This is a genomic window from Anaerobacillus sp. 63XJN7_4_ISO-PGPR-S23-413 (genome assembly GCF_056173725.1).
This window is the reverse complement of sequence record NZ_CM149688.1, coordinates 1,097,173-1,114,040: the sequence shown is the minus strand read 5'-3', so window position 1 is coordinate 1,114,040 and position 16,868 is coordinate 1,097,173. Positions and strand designations below refer to the sequence as shown.

19 protein-coding genes are annotated in these 16,868 nt (G+C 38.1%); 5 read left to right on the top strand and 14 right to left on the bottom strand.

From position 1 onward, the window contains the following. Nucleotides 1-32 precede the first annotated feature (32 nt). The 3 genes from AC0VYO_RS06105 to AC0VYO_RS06095 all read right to left on the bottom strand — a co-directional run bounded on the left by AC0VYO_RS06105 (nucleotide 33) and on the right by AC0VYO_RS06095 (nucleotide 1,890). Nucleotides 33-365: a hypothetical protein gene (locus AC0VYO_RS06105; RefSeq protein WP_430245098.1), complete on the bottom strand. Its 333-nt coding sequence runs from the start codon at nucleotides 363-365 to the stop codon at nucleotides 33-35. 189 nt (nucleotides 366-554) lie between these two features. After that, nucleotides 555-797 carry an aspartyl-phosphate phosphatase Spo0E family protein gene (locus AC0VYO_RS06100; protein WP_194220715.1) on the bottom strand — a complete coding sequence of 81 codons (243 nt, stop codon included), beginning with the start codon at nucleotides 795-797 and terminating at the stop codon, nucleotides 555-557. 397 nt (nucleotides 798-1,194) lie between these two features. Beyond that, complete coding sequence (locus AC0VYO_RS06095; RefSeq protein ID WP_475366885.1) at nucleotides 1,195-1,890, bottom strand: hypothetical protein; 696 nt, start codon at nucleotides 1,888-1,890, stop codon at nucleotides 1,195-1,197. A gap of 578 nt (nucleotides 1,891-2,468) precedes the next feature. On the opposite strand from AC0VYO_RS06095, the gene AC0VYO_RS06090 reads away from it, so the two are divergent. Beyond that, a protein-coding gene (locus AC0VYO_RS06090; protein ID WP_475368640.1) for an IS3 family transposase occupies nucleotides 2,469-3,799 on the top strand; the annotation gives its coding sequence in 2 pieces (ribosomal slippage) (nucleotides 2,469-2,880 and nucleotides 2,880-3,799; 1,332 coding nt in all). A gap of 188 nt (nucleotides 3,800-3,987) precedes the next feature. Here AC0VYO_RS06090 and AC0VYO_RS06085 read toward each other — a convergent pair. From AC0VYO_RS06085 to AC0VYO_RS06035, 11 genes are all read right to left on the bottom strand, one after another. After that, complete coding sequence (locus AC0VYO_RS06085; protein ID WP_475368639.1) at nucleotides 3,988-5,121, bottom strand: DUF4179 domain-containing protein; 1,134 nt, start codon at nucleotides 5,119-5,121, stop codon at nucleotides 3,988-3,990. A 12-nt stretch (nucleotides 5,122-5,133) separates the two neighbouring features. Further along, nucleotides 5,134-5,643, bottom strand: coding sequence for an RNA polymerase sigma factor (locus AC0VYO_RS06080; protein ID WP_475368638.1), 510 nt, complete (start codon nucleotides 5,641-5,643; stop codon nucleotides 5,134-5,136). A 421-nt stretch (nucleotides 5,644-6,064) separates the two neighbouring features. Further along, nucleotides 6,065-6,505: an NUDIX domain-containing protein gene (locus tag AC0VYO_RS06075; RefSeq protein WP_475368637.1), complete on the bottom strand. Its 441-nt coding sequence runs from the start codon at nucleotides 6,503-6,505 to the stop codon at nucleotides 6,065-6,067. Between the two features lie 239 nt (nucleotides 6,506-6,744). Further along, nucleotides 6,745-7,281 carry a small multi-drug export protein gene (locus AC0VYO_RS06070; RefSeq protein ID WP_475366883.1) on the bottom strand — a complete coding sequence of 179 codons (537 nt, stop codon included), beginning with the start codon at nucleotides 7,279-7,281 and terminating at the stop codon, nucleotides 6,745-6,747. Between the two features lie 466 nt (nucleotides 7,282-7,747). Beyond that, nucleotides 7,748-8,143 carry a VOC family protein gene (locus tag AC0VYO_RS06065; protein WP_475368636.1) on the bottom strand — a complete coding sequence of 132 codons (396 nt, stop codon included), beginning with the start codon at nucleotides 8,141-8,143 and terminating at the stop codon, nucleotides 7,748-7,750. Between the two features lie 123 nt (nucleotides 8,144-8,266). Next, complete coding sequence (locus tag AC0VYO_RS06060) at nucleotides 8,267-8,911, bottom strand: hypothetical protein (protein WP_475366882.1); 645 nt, start codon at nucleotides 8,909-8,911, stop codon at nucleotides 8,267-8,269. Between the two features lie 217 nt (nucleotides 8,912-9,128). Continuing rightward, entirely contained in the window at nucleotides 9,129-9,296 is a 168-nt protein-coding gene (locus AC0VYO_RS06055; RefSeq protein ID WP_283152685.1) for a hypothetical protein, read from the bottom strand. Nucleotides 9,297-9,409: 113 nt separating this feature from the next. Further along, the gene (locus tag AC0VYO_RS06050; RefSeq protein ID WP_475366881.1) at nucleotides 9,410-9,721 is read right to left on the bottom strand and encodes a hypothetical protein; all 312 of its coding nucleotides are present in this window, start codon (nucleotides 9,719-9,721) and stop codon (nucleotides 9,410-9,412) included. A 42-nt stretch (nucleotides 9,722-9,763) separates the two neighbouring features. After that, entirely contained in the window at nucleotides 9,764-9,919 is a 156-nt protein-coding gene (locus AC0VYO_RS06045; RefSeq protein ID WP_194220706.1) for a hypothetical protein, read from the bottom strand. Nucleotides 9,920-10,083: 164 nt separating this feature from the next. Next, on the bottom strand, nucleotides 10,084-11,541 hold the full coding sequence (locus tag AC0VYO_RS06040; protein ID WP_475366880.1) for a CoA-acylating methylmalonate-semialdehyde dehydrogenase: 1,458 nt from the start codon (nucleotides 11,539-11,541) through the stop codon (nucleotides 10,084-10,086). Nucleotides 11,542-11,565: 24 nt separating this feature from the next. Then, on the bottom strand, nucleotides 11,566-12,765 hold the full coding sequence (locus tag AC0VYO_RS06035; protein ID WP_475368635.1) for an iron-containing alcohol dehydrogenase: 1,200 nt from the start codon (nucleotides 12,763-12,765) through the stop codon (nucleotides 11,566-11,568). Between the two features lie 381 nt (nucleotides 12,766-13,146). Here AC0VYO_RS06035 and AC0VYO_RS06030 point away from each other — a divergent pair, with 381 nt between their 5' ends. The 4 genes from AC0VYO_RS06030 (at nucleotide 13,147) to AC0VYO_RS06015 (ending at nucleotide 16,855) form a co-directional block, all read left to right on the top strand. Next, on the top strand, nucleotides 13,147-13,680 hold the full coding sequence (locus AC0VYO_RS06030; RefSeq protein ID WP_430245118.1) for a hypothetical protein: 534 nt from the start codon (nucleotides 13,147-13,149) through the stop codon (nucleotides 13,678-13,680). 225 nt (nucleotides 13,681-13,905) lie between these two features. After that, nucleotides 13,906-15,693 (top strand): ABC transporter ATP-binding protein, encoded by a 1,788-nt coding sequence (locus AC0VYO_RS06025; RefSeq protein WP_475368634.1) that lies wholly within the window; start codon nucleotides 13,906-13,908, stop codon nucleotides 15,691-15,693. Between the two features lie 15 nt (nucleotides 15,694-15,708). Further along, complete coding sequence (locus AC0VYO_RS06020) at nucleotides 15,709-16,287, top strand: MauE/DoxX family redox-associated membrane protein (RefSeq protein WP_475368633.1); 579 nt, start codon at nucleotides 15,709-15,711, stop codon at nucleotides 16,285-16,287. 1 nt (nucleotide 16,288) lies between these two features. Next, the gene (locus AC0VYO_RS06015) at nucleotides 16,289-16,855 is read left to right on the top strand and encodes a TlpA family protein disulfide reductase (protein WP_430245124.1); all 567 of its coding nucleotides are present in this window, start codon (nucleotides 16,289-16,291) and stop codon (nucleotides 16,853-16,855) included. The last annotated feature ends 13 nt before the right edge of the window (nucleotides 16,856-16,868 follow it).

Genomic DNA, 16,868 nt, shown 5'->3' with positions numbered 1-16,868 from the left:
TTAATCAACTTTCGTAACCCCCCTCGTCTCTATTACTCTCGTTTCCCACTGATTCGCTTACTATACATCCAATAACATACAAAATAGCTACCCACCAAAAGAAGTAAATAGAATAACTCTGGATGATTAAATGGAGCGTTTTCTAGAGGTCCTGTTCTTAAGTCGAAAAAGCTTAAGACCACATTTATCACAAAGACGGTTAGTAAGAAAATCCAACTTCCTACAATCGCTTTTTGTTTAATGAATCGAGAGCGTTCATCATTGGTTTTTGAACCACTTCCATACTCTTTATCTCCAGTAAACCAGCCAATAATTAAAAATAGAATAAAGCTAACAAATATAGAAATAGCCCATTCGTTTAACATTTTTACCACCTCTTCTATTTAAAATAGACTCTTATAACTAATCTCTTCAATAAGCCGTCTCCTAAAAAAAATGAGATAGAATTATGCTTTGTTCGCTTAACAATCATGAACAAAACTAATCTATCTCAAATTTACATATTACACATTTATAGCGGCTAGCTTTTGCTTTCCTAAAATAACAGTTTGTATTTAATTTGAGTATGTTGGCTGACTTTCTTTATACTCTCCAAATTGGTAGCGATTAAGTAGTCGATCAAGCTCCTGGCTAGCCATTAATGTCTGTTTATGTGTAAAGCCATGAGCTAACACCTTTAAAGATAAAAGAGATTTTTTTTCATCGATCAGATCAAGAAGATCTGCACGATTATAGCATTTGATTGGCGATTTAAACGCTTCCCTTCCTAAATTAATGTTGGAGAACCAGAAGTACATATAAACAGCGTGCTATATATGGATTCTAAGGAATGGGCCAAATAATAGTGCTCAAAATATAAAATATAAAGATTTTCATTCCTACAAGTTCATTAATCAACATGTATATAACGCTATTAAATTAGTACGATAATATAGTAATTCATGTAATAGTTTACTATATTTTGCAAAAAGAAAATATAAAAAAAGAAATATTGCGAAAGAAATATTTGTGCTAACTCCAATAGCTAACTTACCATACTTTATAACGATTATGGCATCATGGCTTCAATTGTCTTCAAATTTTAACCTGTTGGGGATAGAGAATTGTCTTAATCTTATTTTCATATCCAACATAGTGTGGGCACATTATGCCTTCTAAAACGAAACACTGATTAACATAAATCCGCTACTCAGATTACTGACTATTCATTTTGTTGATAATCTCTATGATTTCTTCATTATCTCCTGTATCCACGTTTACAAGCTTTGTATTGGTAATGATATCTTCCATTTCCTTCTGAATTTCTTCTTTATCTATATCTTCAGGAGGAGGAAAGCCACCATACCAGCGCAAAGGAACGTTATATACATTAATCGTGCCATCTCCGTTACCACTATACGTAACGATGCCATCTACGATACGGGAACCACGTAATTGAACAACATCTTCTGGATAAGTGAGACTGTTCTCATCATCAGGATCAAGAGGGGAACCAGCGGATATAAGTTGAACATTTAATTCATCTACTTCTTGATTCGGTCCTAGCTGTGACCAGACACGAGCGTATTCAATTTCCTTGGAGGAGTAATCATCTAACGCATGATTTTCTTCATTTTCATCTGCGAAATTTGACTCACCGCTTTTTGGTTCTTCAGAAGAGGTTTCTTTATCATCTTCCTGAGAAGTGTCTTCTGACGTTGATGAAGATGCATCTTCGTTTACTTGATTACCCTCTTCCACTTCAGTCGCTTCTTCCGTTGATAAAGAAGCGTCATTCTCAGCAGCATTTGCATTTAATTTGGCATTCGTATTATCTGAACACCCTGCAAGTAATAGAATAAACAATAATAAGGACATATGACAATAAAAAAGCTTTACCTGTTTCTTCATTCGATCATTCCTTTTATTTATTATCTTGTCTAACGATTAGTAATAAAAAATGAAATCATCTCATTCGATCAACATCACGATCATCTAAGTGCCTGTACCAAATGCCTCTGCAAATTTTCTCCCCATAAAAATTCCCTAAATTTACAATTAATTTCCACACTATCATCCATTATTTCAGATTATTCTCATTAACTCAAGTATCAATTTCATTTAGTTCAAACCTTATTCTGAGGAACTTACTTTTAATCAACGAAAGGAGACTATTGCCCTTCAGTGTACAAGAAACATACTTATGAATAGTAAGTACTAAAGTTCTTCTGTTTTCATTCTCCTCAATGATGGTTTCCTGTCATATTTCTAAATCACCCTTCCAAGCTTCTTTCAATTCATAAATACACTTCCTTAATTCTTAATTGTCGTTGATTCAAATCATTTTTTTAATCTATATTTCCATGCAAAAAAAGGAGCCTACCTTTAATAAACTGTACCCTATAGATTAGACACTTTGAAAAAAGGTCTCTCTATAGGGTGCTTTTTTGTATACTGGAAGAAAGAAAACAAGTAGGGACTGGTTTACGATGGGGAAAAAGTTATTTTCTAAACAAGAAGTGAAACAATTATCTACTAATAAGTATGTGAAAGCCGTAAGTAAGAACGGAATAACCTATACAGACGAATTTAAACGCCTCTTTATAACCGAGGATGAGAACGGAAAATTCCCAAGACAAATTTTTGAAGAGTGTGGTTTTGATAGTGAGGTATTAGGTGCTAGACGGATGAAATCCTCTGCGGATAGATGGCGAGCTGCTTATAAGGAAAAGGGGCTTGATGGTCTTCGCGATAATCGTAAAGTGAATTCAGGAAGGTCAATGGATCGTGAACTTACATTAGAAGAGAAATATAAACGTTTGGAGGCTCAGAATAACCTATTAAAAGCAGAAAATGAGTTACTAAAAAAGCTCGAAATGATGGAGAGGGGGAAAAAGGACGAGGACTAACTGCGCAACAGAAATATCTTCTTATTAAATCTGTGATAAAAAAATTCAAGCTAAAGAACATGGTGAGTTATTTGTGTACTTTGTGTGGGATTTCTCGATCCGGTTATTATCATTATTTCTCCGAGAAAGCTCAGGTGCGAAGAGAACAACGTGATAAACAAGACGAAGTTGTCAGAGATTTAATCTTAAAAGCGTATCAATTTAAAAGACGGAAGAAAGGCGCTCGCCAGATTAAAATGACACTAAAGGGTCAATTTCAAACTGTATACAATCTAAAACGCATACGAAGGATCATGAAGAAGTATGACATTATATGCCCACTCAGAAGAGCAAACCCCTATAGAAGAATGGCTAAAGCAACAAGTGAGCACGCTGTTTCACCCAACTTATTAAACAGACAATTCAAACAGAATATCCCTGGAAAAGTGTTACTTACTGATATCACTTATTTGTTTTATGGCAAAGGTAAAAAAGCGTATCTCTCTACCATAAAAGATGGATCAACAAACGAAATCCTTGCCTACAATGTATCGGATCAAATTACATTAGATCTCGCCACAGATACCCTAGTCAAACTAAAAAACAACAGAAAAGTTAAGTTAGCAAAGGATGCGTTTATTCACTCAGATCAGGGCTTCCATTATACGAGCCCAATCTTTCAAAGGCTAGTGAAGAAATATAGGTTAAGTCAATCAATGTCAAGACGAGGAAACTGTTGGGACAATGCGCCTCAAGAGTCTTTCTTTGGTCACTTTAAAGGCGAAACCTCTATTAAACATTGTGTATCTCTTGAAGAATTAAAACGAGAAGTTAAAAGCTACATGACTTACTATAATTACTACCGATATCAATGGAACCTAAAGAAGATGACCCCTGTTGAATACAGGAATCATCTCCTTAGGTCAGCCTAACCCTTTTTTAAAGTGTCCTTTACAAAGGGTACAGTTTATAACAGATAGGCTCCTAAAATAGTAAGTAAGGATGTGTATTACATCTATAAGCAAATTCATCAAATAACTAACTCTTCTTCCAACCTGGATATCTAAACAAACATCGAACTGCTTTCAACTGGAATGATGCTATTAAAGGTCATAACTCCTTATTTAGTTAGAGGAATTTTAATATCCTCACCAACTTCAAGAATACTGTCCTTACGATCCTCAACTGGAGCAAAAATCATAATATATTCATCATCTTCACCCTGTACCTCGCCTTTACTGAAGATCGGGTCAACCCTTTTACCAGCTGATCTTATAAACACTCCCGATTTTTTCTCATTTACAATATAACCTTCTTCATCATCTATTTTTCTTGCATTTAAAAATTGTTGCTCTAACTCACTAAGAACTTCATATCGCATTCCCGTTTCGTCAGTCAATATTTTCGTGTCAGGTCCAGTAACAACCACTCTCGTTTCAAGTGCCGAAAATTCCACACGCTTAATGCGATAGGTGACATCTTCAAAAGTGAATTCTTTATCTATTTTCACTTTTTCCCTGTCTGATACTGCAGATGCATCAAGTTTAAAGTCAAGTGGCCAAATTGCTTCTACCTCTTTGGACGAACTTTCATCATGTATAGTTAAATTCTCGATTTCTAAATGAATGTCCATTCCCTCATAGGGTTTTATTGATTCAAAAGATAATGCTTCGACTACTTTATTTTCATTTTCTTCATAATATCTGCTACCCCAACCAACAGTAGCCAGGTTATTTTTTTTCTCGCCATTCACCTTTACGTTAATTGAACTATAGCCTTCAAATAAGTCTATATAATAGTTCTCTAAATTGGTCGTTTCACTTTGATAAATGAGTAAAAGTTTTGTTTCTTTGTCATCCGTCATTATTTTCTCAAATCGCACTTTTATATCATGTTGTTTATCATAGTAGGTTTGATCAATCGATTTGCCATAACCCAAATCGATTGCATTTCTAACCCCAATATCATCAATTTGTTTACTTGAAAATAGTTTTTCATAAACATCTTGAATAGCAGCTAAAGCTGGTGTAAACGTCAAAGTAGAAAAAACAATTAAACATAAAGCCGCAGCTATTGATAATCTTTTAGATAATGTCCTTTTTCTATTTTCTTTGACTTTATTGACTGGAATGGGCTCTTTTAGGGTTTGCAAATTTTCTTTCTTATGTATTTTTTGCTCCAAATCGTTCCAGACATCTGGAATGTGAGTTTCAATTGCATTATTCAAATGTTTTTTAATTTGGTCTTCCTTCATGAAAATCCCTCCTTACTCTAAGTCTTTTTTCATCCGCTTTAATGCCAGACTATACTTCCAAACTACTGTACCCAGAGGAAGCTCTAACACTTTCGCGATCTCCCTATGCTTTAATCCAGAGATATCCTTCATAATAACAATCTGTCTCTCTTCGCTATTGAGTACCTCTAAGTATTTCGCTAATACAATTCGATCTAATGGGTCCTCTGAAAAATAAGGCACTCGTTCAAAATACTCTTTATCAAAACCCGTTAGTTCTCGTTTCTTTTTTCGGTAGAGATCCATAGCCGTATTTCTAGAAACACGAATTAACCAGGCCTTCACATTTGAAACTTCATGATGTTCTAAATGCTGATAGAGTTTGATAAATACTTCCTGTAGAACATCTTCAGCCAATTCGAAATCTCTTAATATCGATAATGCCATAGCAAATACATTTTTCTTATGATCATTGAATAATTGCTTAAACTCATCAATTCTTTCAATAGGCTTTTCTGATTGTTGCATACTCATTTCATTCATTTGCCTCCTCCCTTCACACTAAGTAGACGATTCAGCATCAAGTTTTATTGGTGATTGTCCAAAAAAATCATTAAACAAAAAATGGAACTTCATAAATACGAAGTTCCTAAAGATTTTTTATTGTTCAATAATTAATTACATGAATAAGCGGTCTGCTTCATTATAAATGAACAGCCTTTTTCTCGAAAAACTAATTTCGATATACCCTCCCGTAGTCACACCATTCCACTCATCTATGTATTACCTCAAGAAAACCCAAACCAATACTAATAAGATCGCTATTATTACCCAGATTAAAGCTTGTTGATTTTTCACGCTTTTCCCTCCTTCCATCCCACTTTGTCAAAGCTAAGACTACTTAACTTGTAATCAGAACAGCTGACAAATGCCGACACACAGAAAGAGATGACGGCATCTTCATTTAACGAATAAATGCAAGATCTCTTTTCTCAAGTGCATCCGTCAGCCATCGAGGGTGCATGGTTAATAAGTTCTGTGGTAAACGTGACTGTCCAAAAAATTGAACATCAAGTGATTCGGCAGAGTTGCATCGAAGTTCTCCACCTGTCACTTCAGCAAGGAAGCATGTTGTAATAAAATGAACGACTTTCCCATTTGGATAATGAAAAACCTGTGAAGTAGGATCAGAGTAAACACCGATGATCCTGGTAATCGTTATATCCAAATTTGTTTCTTCTTTCACTTCTCTGATGGCTGCTTCGGAGACTGTCTCCCCTATTTCGATATGACCAGATGGAATCCCCCATTGCCCCACATCGGTTCTTTTTTGTAATAAAACCTCGTTTTCTTCATTTAGAATAATCACAGCAACACCAGCTTTTAGTTCTTCGATTGTCGACATATAGAATACCTCCTTTAAATAATTAAAAAGGCCCGAAGAGAAAGATTTCAGCGCAGTACAAATACGCTGAACCTTTCCCCTCGGACCTTTTATGTCAATAGGTGCCTTTTACTTATGTAAAAGATGTAGCCCTCGGTCACTAGCCTATCTCGATAGTGGAACCCTAGCTACAATTTTCCAGTTCATATTTACTTTACAACACATAACGATAAAGTTAAAGGTATTTTCACATGATCATGCTAGTTAGTGAATAGACGAACTAAAACACCATCATCTTCCACGTCATGTACAAAAAATCCAACTCCATAGCTTGATGCTACAGCCATAATCACAGTCCAAAGTACTAAACTCGTCATCATCCAGCTGGTGACCAGCTTTCTTTTTGAACCGAAACTCATTCCCATAAACGCTGAAATATGTGAGCCGACGAAAAAGGGACCGATGATTGTTAAGCCTGGCAAACCATACTTATCAAAAAGAACTCTTGCACGTTTCTCCTTCTTCGACTCTTGCATTTCCTCGACATGTGCTTCTGTCGTCTCGCCCTCCTCCTGAACCACATCCTTCGTACGCTTTTGTTTTCGCTTCTTCCGCCATACTTTAAATTTATCTACAAATACAATTAACAAAACAACTGTCAAAGCATTTCCTAAAAAAGCAAGTATGCCTGTTAGTACTGGCGACAGCCCACCGATGATCGCTAGTGGGATTACAGCAACAAGTTCAAATAACGGAATCGCTGCCAAAAGAAACACTAAAAAATACGATAAAAACATCGTCTCCATTCCCCTCTAAAATAAGTCATTTCTCACTAAGTAGCCAAGCATTCCACGAACAATTATCCCTATACCTAAACTATTCGTAAGGACCCAATCGTATCCTCAAGTATGAAGAGCACTTACCTAATAGGAACAGCCATATTACCTTCGCCACCTATCCAATCTTGAAGACCTTTCACGGACTAAGTACCGTCACCTCCTCTCCTTCTTCTTTCATCTCGAAAATGCTATTTAATCGTTAACTAGAAATCAATAATTCACAATTATTCGCCAATTACCCAATACCAATTATTTCAAATTCATCTGAATAACTCAATCTTTAATTTTGATAAATATGGAAAACTTTTCAACAGTCCAAAATAAATCGTCCAAGCTTCACTATTTCATCCGTTCAAAACTCTCCATCAATTAGCATTTAAAAAAGAACCCTTTAAAAAGGGCTCTCTCAACTGTTTATATTAAATTATTTTGCATTCTCATCCGGTTGATGAAGACCAAAGATATTTCCTTCCGTGTCAAGGTAATAGGCCTGCCACGCCATTCCAGGCAATGCGTATTTGCCCATCGCTGTTTTGCCACCATTAGCAAGAACTTTCGATTCAGTAGCATCCAAATCTTCCACGCCCATTGTACAAGCATACCCATTGATTGCAGCGTTACCTTCTGGAGGTGGACCTTGCCGTTTCATCAACGCTCCATCGATTCCTGGCTCTTTTGCATCACCAGTCACCACGCCAAGATAAGGCATGCCGGCATATTCACTCCAGTCTTCAAACTTCCAATCAAATACGTTCCCGTAGAACTTCTTAGCCCGTTCCATGTCATCTACATGAATTTCAAAATGAACAACTCGTCCCATAATTCCCTCCTAATTTCAGCAAGATTTGAGAAGGACATTCGGTTATGAAATCTGTTCTTATGTATCCTTCACGTATCTATATTCGAGTCATCATGTCATACTCCTTTACGACTTTTGGTTCAATTACTCATTCTTCTCCAAATTGTCTTTCCATTCCAATTGAGCTACAATCGCATATTCCGCCATTTTTACCGATTCAGGCAAAGTTTTGACATCGCTATCGTTCACTGACGACATTTGGTTCTCACTTGATCCAATTAAGTATGCCAAATACACCGTTTCTCCTTTTGTGATCGTGACTTCTTCTTCTATCTGTTCAAAGATAAATGCGCCCAGCTCTTTAGGCATATTGGTCGATCCTTTGCTGTATCCATCCGGTGATCCCATTGTAAAGTAAGCTACTTTTTCTTCCATTTGAAGTTGGAATGAGTGAAGAGCTTTATTGAAACGCTCTTGTTCATAATTTCCACCCCAGGTAACAAACTCTTCTTTTCCATCTTCTCCGTCTTTGTATACAACGATCGAAGTCACGAGCGCTTCTCCTTCTCCTACGGTCCCATCCACCGTATAAAAGGTTTTGAAATCGACTCCCATTTGATTCACGATGCTTTGCTCACGTTTTGATAGTTTGGCAGGCTTAATGTGTAAGGAACTTGCAGAAGTCTCTTGAGTAGAACCTTTCTCCTCCTGCTTTCCTTCATTGCTGCCTTCATTCGTACATGCTGCTAGAAGCAGAAATACTCCTAGTAAAGTGATAAATCGTTTCATCTTTGTTCCTCCGTCTTTCTATTTCAACCTATTGATTTGCCCTTTCTAAAACCACAATTCTCCTTTACGAAAGACCCCCACTTAGGAGGAGAGAAGAGTATAGCTTCTTATAATTTAATGATGCAACGAATCGACTCATCACCTTTTTGGTGTGCCCCCATATTATTTCATCTCATAAAAAAATAATCGCTCAAAACCAAAGCGATTACTTTTCTTTTCATTCAGTACTGTCCTTATGATGTTCTAACTTCTTTATTTCCAACTCAATCTTCTTAGCTTCAAGCTCTAGCTCTTTCATTTTTATATCTTTTTCTGTTTTCTTAACATAGCCATAATAGATGAGCGATAAACCAACGACGATCGTAAGATAAAAGAATAAACCCAATTTTTCATCCCCCTAATGTGATTAGTGTTTGCATATGCTACACAATCATATATTTGTTTCGATCGGAGCTGCAAGTCTGTATTCTATAAGAGCTCCTCTTTACTAAAATCCCCTTAATAATATGTGGTAATGGTTAAGACAAGACTAAAAATCGTAAATAGCACTGAACCATAAAAAACAGCACCTACATTTACTTTCAGTTCATTATCTTCTTGAACTTTCCACCCTGCCTCGCTTGCCTCAGCAGTAGCCCCTTTTGATAAAAATCCTCCGCTACTGTTAAAGAAGTAAAGCACAATGGTAAGCCCTAGAGCAATAAAGAAGCTCCATTCACTAAATGAAAAAGAAATGAATACACTTGCAGCCCATACGAGTATACCGATCACAAGCGATGCAATCACTGACCTTAAAATGACCTTTTTCACACATATCTCCCCTTCTTCTCATTAAGTTAATATCCAAAAATATTAAACAAACAAATGACGTAAGAACAAAAAGCCGTATAGTAGCGCTCCACCAATGAAAGTAAGCAATCCAACCAATAGAAAACCATAGACTAATCCCTTTCCCATGGCAAATAAGTCTAGAAACAAATTCTTAACTGAATGAAATAGTGTTTGCATAGCGCACTCCTTGAACATTTATCCCTTTTGTTATCTTAATTAGTTATACGAATGAAACGCATCAAATGTTTCACCCTTACCACATTATTCCTTCTTCCCATAATACAAAAGGAGCAGACAGGTTCTCCTCTCTGCTCCTTTTGTGTTATTTTAATTCTTGTTGCTTACCACCTGGCCGTTAACATCTTTCTTCTCGTATAAAATTCCACTCCGTCTGATCCGTTCGCATGAAGATCGCCATAGAAGGAATTCTTCCAACCTGAGAACGGGAAGAAAGCCATCGGGGCTGGTACGCCAATATTTACGCCTAGCATGCCAACTTCGATGTTTTCTCTGAAATATCGAACGTTGCTTCCATCCTTAGTAAATAGGCAAGCCCCGTTTCCGAAGTCGGATTCATTCGTGAGCTCGATCGCTTCTTCTAGATTTTTCACTCGCACAATTGATAGCACTGGCGCGAAGATCTCGTCCTTCCAGATTTGCATAGAGGAGTTTACGTGATCAAAAATCGTTGGTCCGATAAAGTAGCCTTCATCGTTGTATGCTTCGTCGTTTCGGCCGTCGCGAATGAGCGTAGCACCTTCCTCCTTACCTTTACGGATATAGCTTTCCGTTCTTTCTTTATGTTCTTTACGGATAACCGGTCCTAAGAATACGTCTTCATCAAGGCCGTTGCCGATTTTTATTTCATCGGCTTTTTCGTTTAACTTTTGAAGCAATGGCTCCACAACATCATCTACCGCCACAACAACGGAGCAAGCCATGCATCGTTCGCCTGCAGAACCGTATGAAGCAGCGATGATTTCTTTAACCGCAGCGTCAAGATCAGCGTCAGCCATTACGATGGAATGGTTCTTCGCACCGGCAAGTGCCTGAACGCGTTTGCCGTTCGCAGCACCTGTTTTGTAGACATATTCGGCGACGGGCTGTGAGCCGACGAAGGAAATCGCAGGCACATCTTTGTGCTCTAGAAGCCCATTCACAACGTCATGTGCTCCGTGAACAATATTCAGAACGCCATCCGGTAAGCCCGCTTCTTTAAAGAGCTCTGCTAAGCGGTTTGCGAGTAGCGGCGTCCGCTCAGAAGGTTTAAGGACGAACGTATTCCCCATCGCGATTGCAAGTGGAAACATCCAGCACGGCACCATCATCGGGAAGTTAAATGGCGTAATGCCGCCTACAACACCAACAGGATAGCGATACATGCCTGATTCGAGATTCGTTGCGATATCCGGAAGCTGCTTGCCCATCATTAACGATGGCGCCCCGGCTGCAAACTCAACGCATTCGATCCCGCGCTGCACTTCACCCTGTGCTTCTTTAAAACTTTTACCATTCTCTTTTGTTAGCAATCTCGCAAGCTCGTCCCAATTGTCGACGAGCAGCTGCTGGTATTTAAATAGAATGCGCGCGCGTTTCGGAACGGGCGTTTTACTCCAGGTTTTGAAGGTAGCCTTCGCTACTTTCACTGCTTCATCAAGATCTGCTTTCGTTGAAATCGGAACCTGAGCAAGCTCCTCCCCTGTTGCCGGATTTGGAACAGCTTGAAATTGATCGGTATTCGCATCGACCCATTTACCATTAATATAGTTTTGTAGCACGTTCGTTGCCGTCGTAGCCATGTTTTCATTCCCCTTCCAGTTGTGTTAGCGAACCTTTTCTTCACTTATAAATTCATAGTCATAGCAAATCTCATAAAGTTCTTCTAATTCCGCCTGTGTAGGCAAGCAAGGATGATGCGCTGGGCTCCCGCTGTCTAATGCGTCTGCTGCCATTTTGCTAATAACCTGCTTGAACGCCGTCTCATCAATTCCCCAGGATTTTAAGTTCGGGATATTTAATGAGGCACAAAGACTTTTGATAGAAGAAACCGCCACATCAGCCGCTTCTTCATTTGAGAGCGCCTCGCTTTCTTCTGTCTGAAACAGTCTCCCGAGATCAGCGAGTCGATCGATGCAAGAATCCTTACTGTATTCGAGTACAGCTGGAAGCAGCATCGCGTTTGAATATCCATGCGGCACGTGAAAAAGAGCACCGATTGGACGCGACATGCCGTGCACAAGACAGACGGAAGCATTTGTAAAAGCCATACCCGCCTGAAGAGCACCTAAACTCATCGCTTCTCGTGCATCGAGATTCTCTTCATCATTGTAAGCGCTTTTAATATGACCGATAATGTGTCCAATCGCAGATAAAGCAAGCGTATCTGTCATCGGATGAGCTTGCTTTGAGAGATACGCTTCCACCGCATGACTGAGGGCGTCAATCCCTGTCGCCGCGGTTACTTGCTGTGGCGATGAGCGCGAGAGATACGGATCCACAATCGCAACTGCCGGCATGAAGGCGGGCTGTTTGATCATCATTTTCACATCAGTCGTTGTATTCGTAATAACGGTCACGTCCGTTGCTTCTGAGCCAGTTCCCGCTGTTGTTGGAATAGCGAGATGCGGAATCGGCGCCTTCTCTGCCATCGTTCTGTTCGCGCGATAGTCACCTATGTATCCTCCATTCGTCGCAAGAACGGCGATGGCTTTCGCCGTATCGATACAACTTCCCCCACCTAATGAAATAACGATCTCACAGTTCGTGTTTCGGAAAAGCACAAGCGCTTCAGACACATAATCGTCCGTTGGTTCAGACGCAACACCCGTGTAGATCTCACTTTCCACTCCCACCTGCTTCAAATAATCCTGACAATCCGTGACATAACCGAGATTCATCATCACCTGATCACTAACAATAAGGGCTTTCTGACCGCGACGAGCTGCTTCTGCGCCAATTTGTTTAAACGAATCTCTTCCATAGAGAATCGTTTGAGGTGTACGAAAAACCGCAAACTGTTCCACCATATCTCTCCTTTTCTTAAGTTCCTTAAGTATGAAGAACGTGCTGTTATCTGCGATGTTTTCAATATTGACTTGTCTCTTTACACTACTTTCTTGATAAGAGGAGCTCATTCCTACTCATCGGTGAGAATTTCATCGTTTGTTTCGTTATGCCAGGTGAAATACAAATTCCGCTTTTGATAGAAACACGTTTTAGTATTGGAAATGGGACCTAATACAAAGTAAAAAGACTCATTAAATGAATATTAGGAAACAACAGTGAAAAAACCCGATTTAAAGTCAAGATTCTTGGACATATTTCCCAATACAATATTTTCTAAAATTGTGATAATTTTAAATAAAAGCAAAACAGAGAAATGTTATTTAGAGGAGCACACAAATTTGTATATACTAGCACCCGCAATCTGGATCAGTATGTTTCTCGTATTTCTAAAACTGAAAAAGCAATTAAATACTGAGCTTCACTTTCTTCCTTCTGGTGACCAACAAAAAGAAATGATTATAAAACATCCGATCATAGGCAAAAACGTTGGAAATATATTAGTTGACGCTCATTTGCTCTCCTCCCCATTTTCAATTGTCATCATTGTTAATCAAACATGTAGCTTTTGTTTAACAGAGTTAGAAGAGCTTATTCTTGAAAACCAGTCTTATCAACTTCCAATATTCAATGTCATTTCAATCGATAGCAAAGCCGAAGGGAATGCGCATAGCGAAAAGTACAGCCTTTATCAACATGACGTAACACAGCTTCAGGTTGAGCAAGAGACAATAACCAAACTTGAAATACATGACTTTCCCACTCTGCTATTAGTTGATCAAAATGGAACGGTGTTAGGAGAGCATGGTTGGTATAGAGGGGTATTTCATCAATACAACTTCATATTGAAGGGAGGTGAAGGAAATGTTGAATAAACTATTTGGAGTAAAACCTGCGGGTTACCCTTGTGACTCTAAAGTTAGTCGCTCTTCTTGTGGATCTACTTGTGATTCTAACGGAAATCGCGTATGGCAAACATCTTATTATGACAGTATAACTGGACAAAAGTGTAAAACGATCTATAATTCTTGTTCTTGCTAATGAAGAAAATACATAGACCAGGATTATTCCTGGTCTTAAACTAATTTGGCGGTAAAGATATGAATATTCATTATTTAAGGAAGAGTTTTCAATTCGTTTGGAATATTAGTCCACTGTGGTTTTTAGCTTCTATCTTCATTAGAGTGGTGACTGGTCTTTTCCCCCTAGCTACTCTGTGGGTAACTAAAGAATTAGTAAATGCAGTTGTACTCATTATTAGTGCTGAAGAACCTAATTATCAGCGTGCGTTTTTATTTCTCACCCTAGAATTATTTCTAGTAGGTCTCTCCTCTACACTCAAGCACATATCCGATATTTTTGATGAACAAATTGAAGTGAAATTAGATTACAGTGTTGGAAAACTTGTGTCAGAAAAAGCAGCATCAGTACCACTTAGCTATTATGAAATACCTGAATTTTATAACCACCAGGAACGGATTAGTGGAAACTATGGTAGTAAGCTTATGTCCCCTGTAAAGAACATTTTAGACTTGGGGCAGTTCTCCATAAGCTTAATTTCTTATTTATCCTTCTTGCTGTCATTCCATTGGGGATTAGCGATATTGAGCGCAATTTCTGCAGTGCCTATATTATTGTTGCAGTCGCGCTTTGGCAACGAGAAGTTCTTCTTATTAAAGCATCAAACACAAAAAGCTAGAGAATCCAATTACTTCAACTTCCTTCTTCAAAATCGACAATCAGCTAAAGAAGTAAGGCTTTTTCATTTAGGCCCCTTTTTCTTGGAAAGATGGGGAAAGTTATTTTTAAGTAATAGCAATGAAGTTCTTGCACTTCTAAAAAAAGAAAAGAAAGTGCAAATGGTGCTGGATCTTTTTACAGCTCTTTTGTATAGTCTTTCGGCCGCCATTGTGATTTGGTTACTAAAGAAAAAGAATTTAGGTGTAGGTGAATTTGTTTCCATTGGACAAGCAATTAAAGGAGCGCAGGCTTCCTTAAATATGATGGCTTCTTATCTCGCTAAAATTTATGAAGAAAACCTCTATATCGAAGACCTGTTTGAGTTTTTAGATTTCAGAGATGAGAAATTTGCTTTTGAAAACAATGAACGTATACATAGTTTTCCCGAAAAGCTTAAAAAAGGCATTACGATTCATAATGTAAGCTATCATTATCCGGAAAGTAAAAAAACGGTCATAAATAACATCTCTTTTTCAATTGCTCCCGGGGAAAAAATCGCCATTGTAGGGGATAATGGATCCGGAAAAACCACCCTCGTGAAATGTCTTCTTGGACTATACCCAGTAAGTCATGGAGAAATCCTTGTAGATGGCATTAACATTAACTATTTTGATCCTATTACGCTAAAGAAAAGTATGACAGGGATTTTTCAAGACTTTATGCAGCTACCCTTTTCCATAAAGCATAATATTACTCTTGGTGATGTTGAAAATATGGAAGATACGGTTTTAATGAGAAAAGTAACCAAACAGTCTGGCCTTCTAGACACGGTCCAGCAGTTTCCAAATCAATTTGATACTCGGTTAGGAAAACTCTTAGGTGAAGGTGAAGATTTATCAGGTGGACAGTGGCAAAAGCTTGCCCTTTCTAGAGCCCTGTTTAGTAAAGCCAATATCATTATCCTTGATGAACCTACTGCTTCACTTGATCCTTTAACAGAACTAAACATCTTTAATCAATTCAAAGAACTCACTCAAGATAAAACGGCTATTTATATTTCGCACCGTATGGCCGCAGCTCGATTAGCTGATCGCATATTGGTTATGAAAGATGGCGAATTGGTTGAAGTCGGGAATCATGAAGAATTACTTGCACGTAGGAAAAATTATTATGAAATGTTTACAAGCCAAGCTCAATGGTATGCCTAATTCGGAGGAATGCTTATGGAAATACTGTTACTTTTTCTTAGGTTAGGGATAGCGATTATTCCGGTAACCTCTGCTTATACCAAAATGCGAGATCTCGCTAACCATGAACAAAGCATACAAAACTATCAGATTATACCTGATCGCTATGCAAAACCAGCAGCGAAATTCGATGCTATCGCTGAAATGATGGTTGGTCTCTTGCTATTAGTTGGCCTCTTTTATAAGGTCAGTTTGATCTTCTTTACTGGATTAATCGTTCTCTATACGCTTGCGATTCTAATCAATCTAAGGAGAGGTCGCTCATCACTTTCATGTGGCTGTGGAGGGATTGTTGGCGAAAAGCCAATCTCATGGAAGCTTATTTTCAGAAACCTATCCATTATAATGGTGGCCGTAAAGTTGTTCTTTAGTTCAACAAAAGTTGGCATTCTTGATTATTATGCATCCACTTCATCATTGAATGAAGTCTATCCACCACTTTACTTTATTGCTTCATTTTGTTTTTTTGGCATAATCGCGACGTTCTTTGTCCTAGTAGAGGTTAAGAAGATAAATCACCATTTTAATCGGTTATTACACAGAGGAGAGATATAAAATGGAAGTGAATTGGGGGCTTCTTTCACATATTGGCTTATGGTTTTTTCTTTTGATGCAATTTGCGATATTACTGTATTTTCTAAAACAAATTACGCAGTTTTTAAATCGATTTAGAAATGTTGGCGCAACTATAGAAGAAAAGACGTTACAAGTTGGGGAGAAAGCTCCACTGTTTCGGGTGAAAGATGAAGAGAATCAACAAATTTCGCTTGCTGATTTTAATAATAGACATATAATTATGATCTTTAGCAGCACGACGTGTGGTACTTGTTCGACTTTATTAAGTCAAGTCCCCTTTCTAGCTGACACCTACCAAACAAACATATTCGTCATAACTCATGATAGAAGAGAAAAGGGATCCGTGCCTTCTATTCCGAATACATATTATGTAAGCTCGGCTGAACTCTTTAAAAACTATTACATTAAAAAAGTGCCTACAATTTTCATAATCGATCATGAAGGAAATATCGCTGCACAGGGGGATATGAATGAGTTAGAGAACTTATTAAGTATAGTTCCAAAACAAACTGTTGCTTCTAGCGAAACAAAGATTTCTCAATTGTAAAAGGAGGGCCGTG

Excerpts from the sequence above, each read along its gene's own strand:
- AC0VYO_RS06105 (WP_430245098.1), bottom strand. The coding sequence starts at position 365 with ATGTTAAACGAATGGGCTATTTCTATATTTGTTAGCTTTATTCTATTT.
- AC0VYO_RS06100 (WP_194220715.1), bottom strand. The coding sequence starts at position 797 with ATGTACTTCTGGTTCTCCAACATTAATTTAGGAAGGGAAGCGTTTAAA.
- AC0VYO_RS06095 (WP_475366885.1), bottom strand. The coding sequence starts at position 1,890 with ATGAAGAAACAGGTAAAGCTTTTTTATTGTCATATGTCCTTATTATTG.
- AC0VYO_RS06085 (WP_475368639.1), bottom strand. The coding sequence starts at position 5,121 with ATGAAGGAAGACCAAATTAAAAAACATTTGAATAATGCAATTGAAACT.
- AC0VYO_RS06080 (WP_475368638.1), bottom strand. The coding sequence starts at position 5,643 with ATGAATGAAATGAGTATGCAACAATCAGAAAAGCCTATTGAAAGAATT.
- AC0VYO_RS06075 (WP_475368637.1), bottom strand. The coding sequence starts at position 6,505 with ATGTCGACAATCGAAGAACTAAAAGCTGGTGTTGCTGTGATTATTCTA.
- AC0VYO_RS06070 (WP_475366883.1), bottom strand. The coding sequence starts at position 7,281 with ATGTTTTTATCGTATTTTTTAGTGTTTCTTTTGGCAGCGATTCCGTTA.
- AC0VYO_RS06065 (WP_475368636.1), bottom strand. The coding sequence starts at position 8,143 with ATGGGACGAGTTGTTCATTTTGAAATTCATGTAGATGACATGGAACGG.
- AC0VYO_RS06060 (WP_475366882.1), bottom strand. The coding sequence starts at position 8,911 with ATGAAACGATTTATCACTTTACTAGGAGTATTTCTGCTTCTAGCAGCA.
- AC0VYO_RS06045 (WP_194220706.1), bottom strand. The coding sequence starts at position 9,919 with ATGCAAACACTATTTCATTCAGTTAAGAATTTGTTTCTAGACTTATTT.
- AC0VYO_RS06040 (WP_475366880.1), bottom strand. The coding sequence starts at position 11,541 with ATGGCTACGACGGCAACGAACGTGCTACAAAACTATATTAATGGTAAA.
- AC0VYO_RS06025 (WP_475368634.1), top strand. The coding sequence starts at position 13,906 with ATGAATATTCATTATTTAAGGAAGAGTTTTCAATTCGTTTGGAATATT.
- AC0VYO_RS06020 (WP_475368633.1), top strand. The coding sequence starts at position 15,709 with ATGGAAATACTGTTACTTTTTCTTAGGTTAGGGATAGCGATTATTCCG.
- AC0VYO_RS06015 (WP_430245124.1), top strand. The coding sequence starts at position 16,289 with ATGGAAGTGAATTGGGGGCTTCTTTCACATATTGGCTTATGGTTTTTT.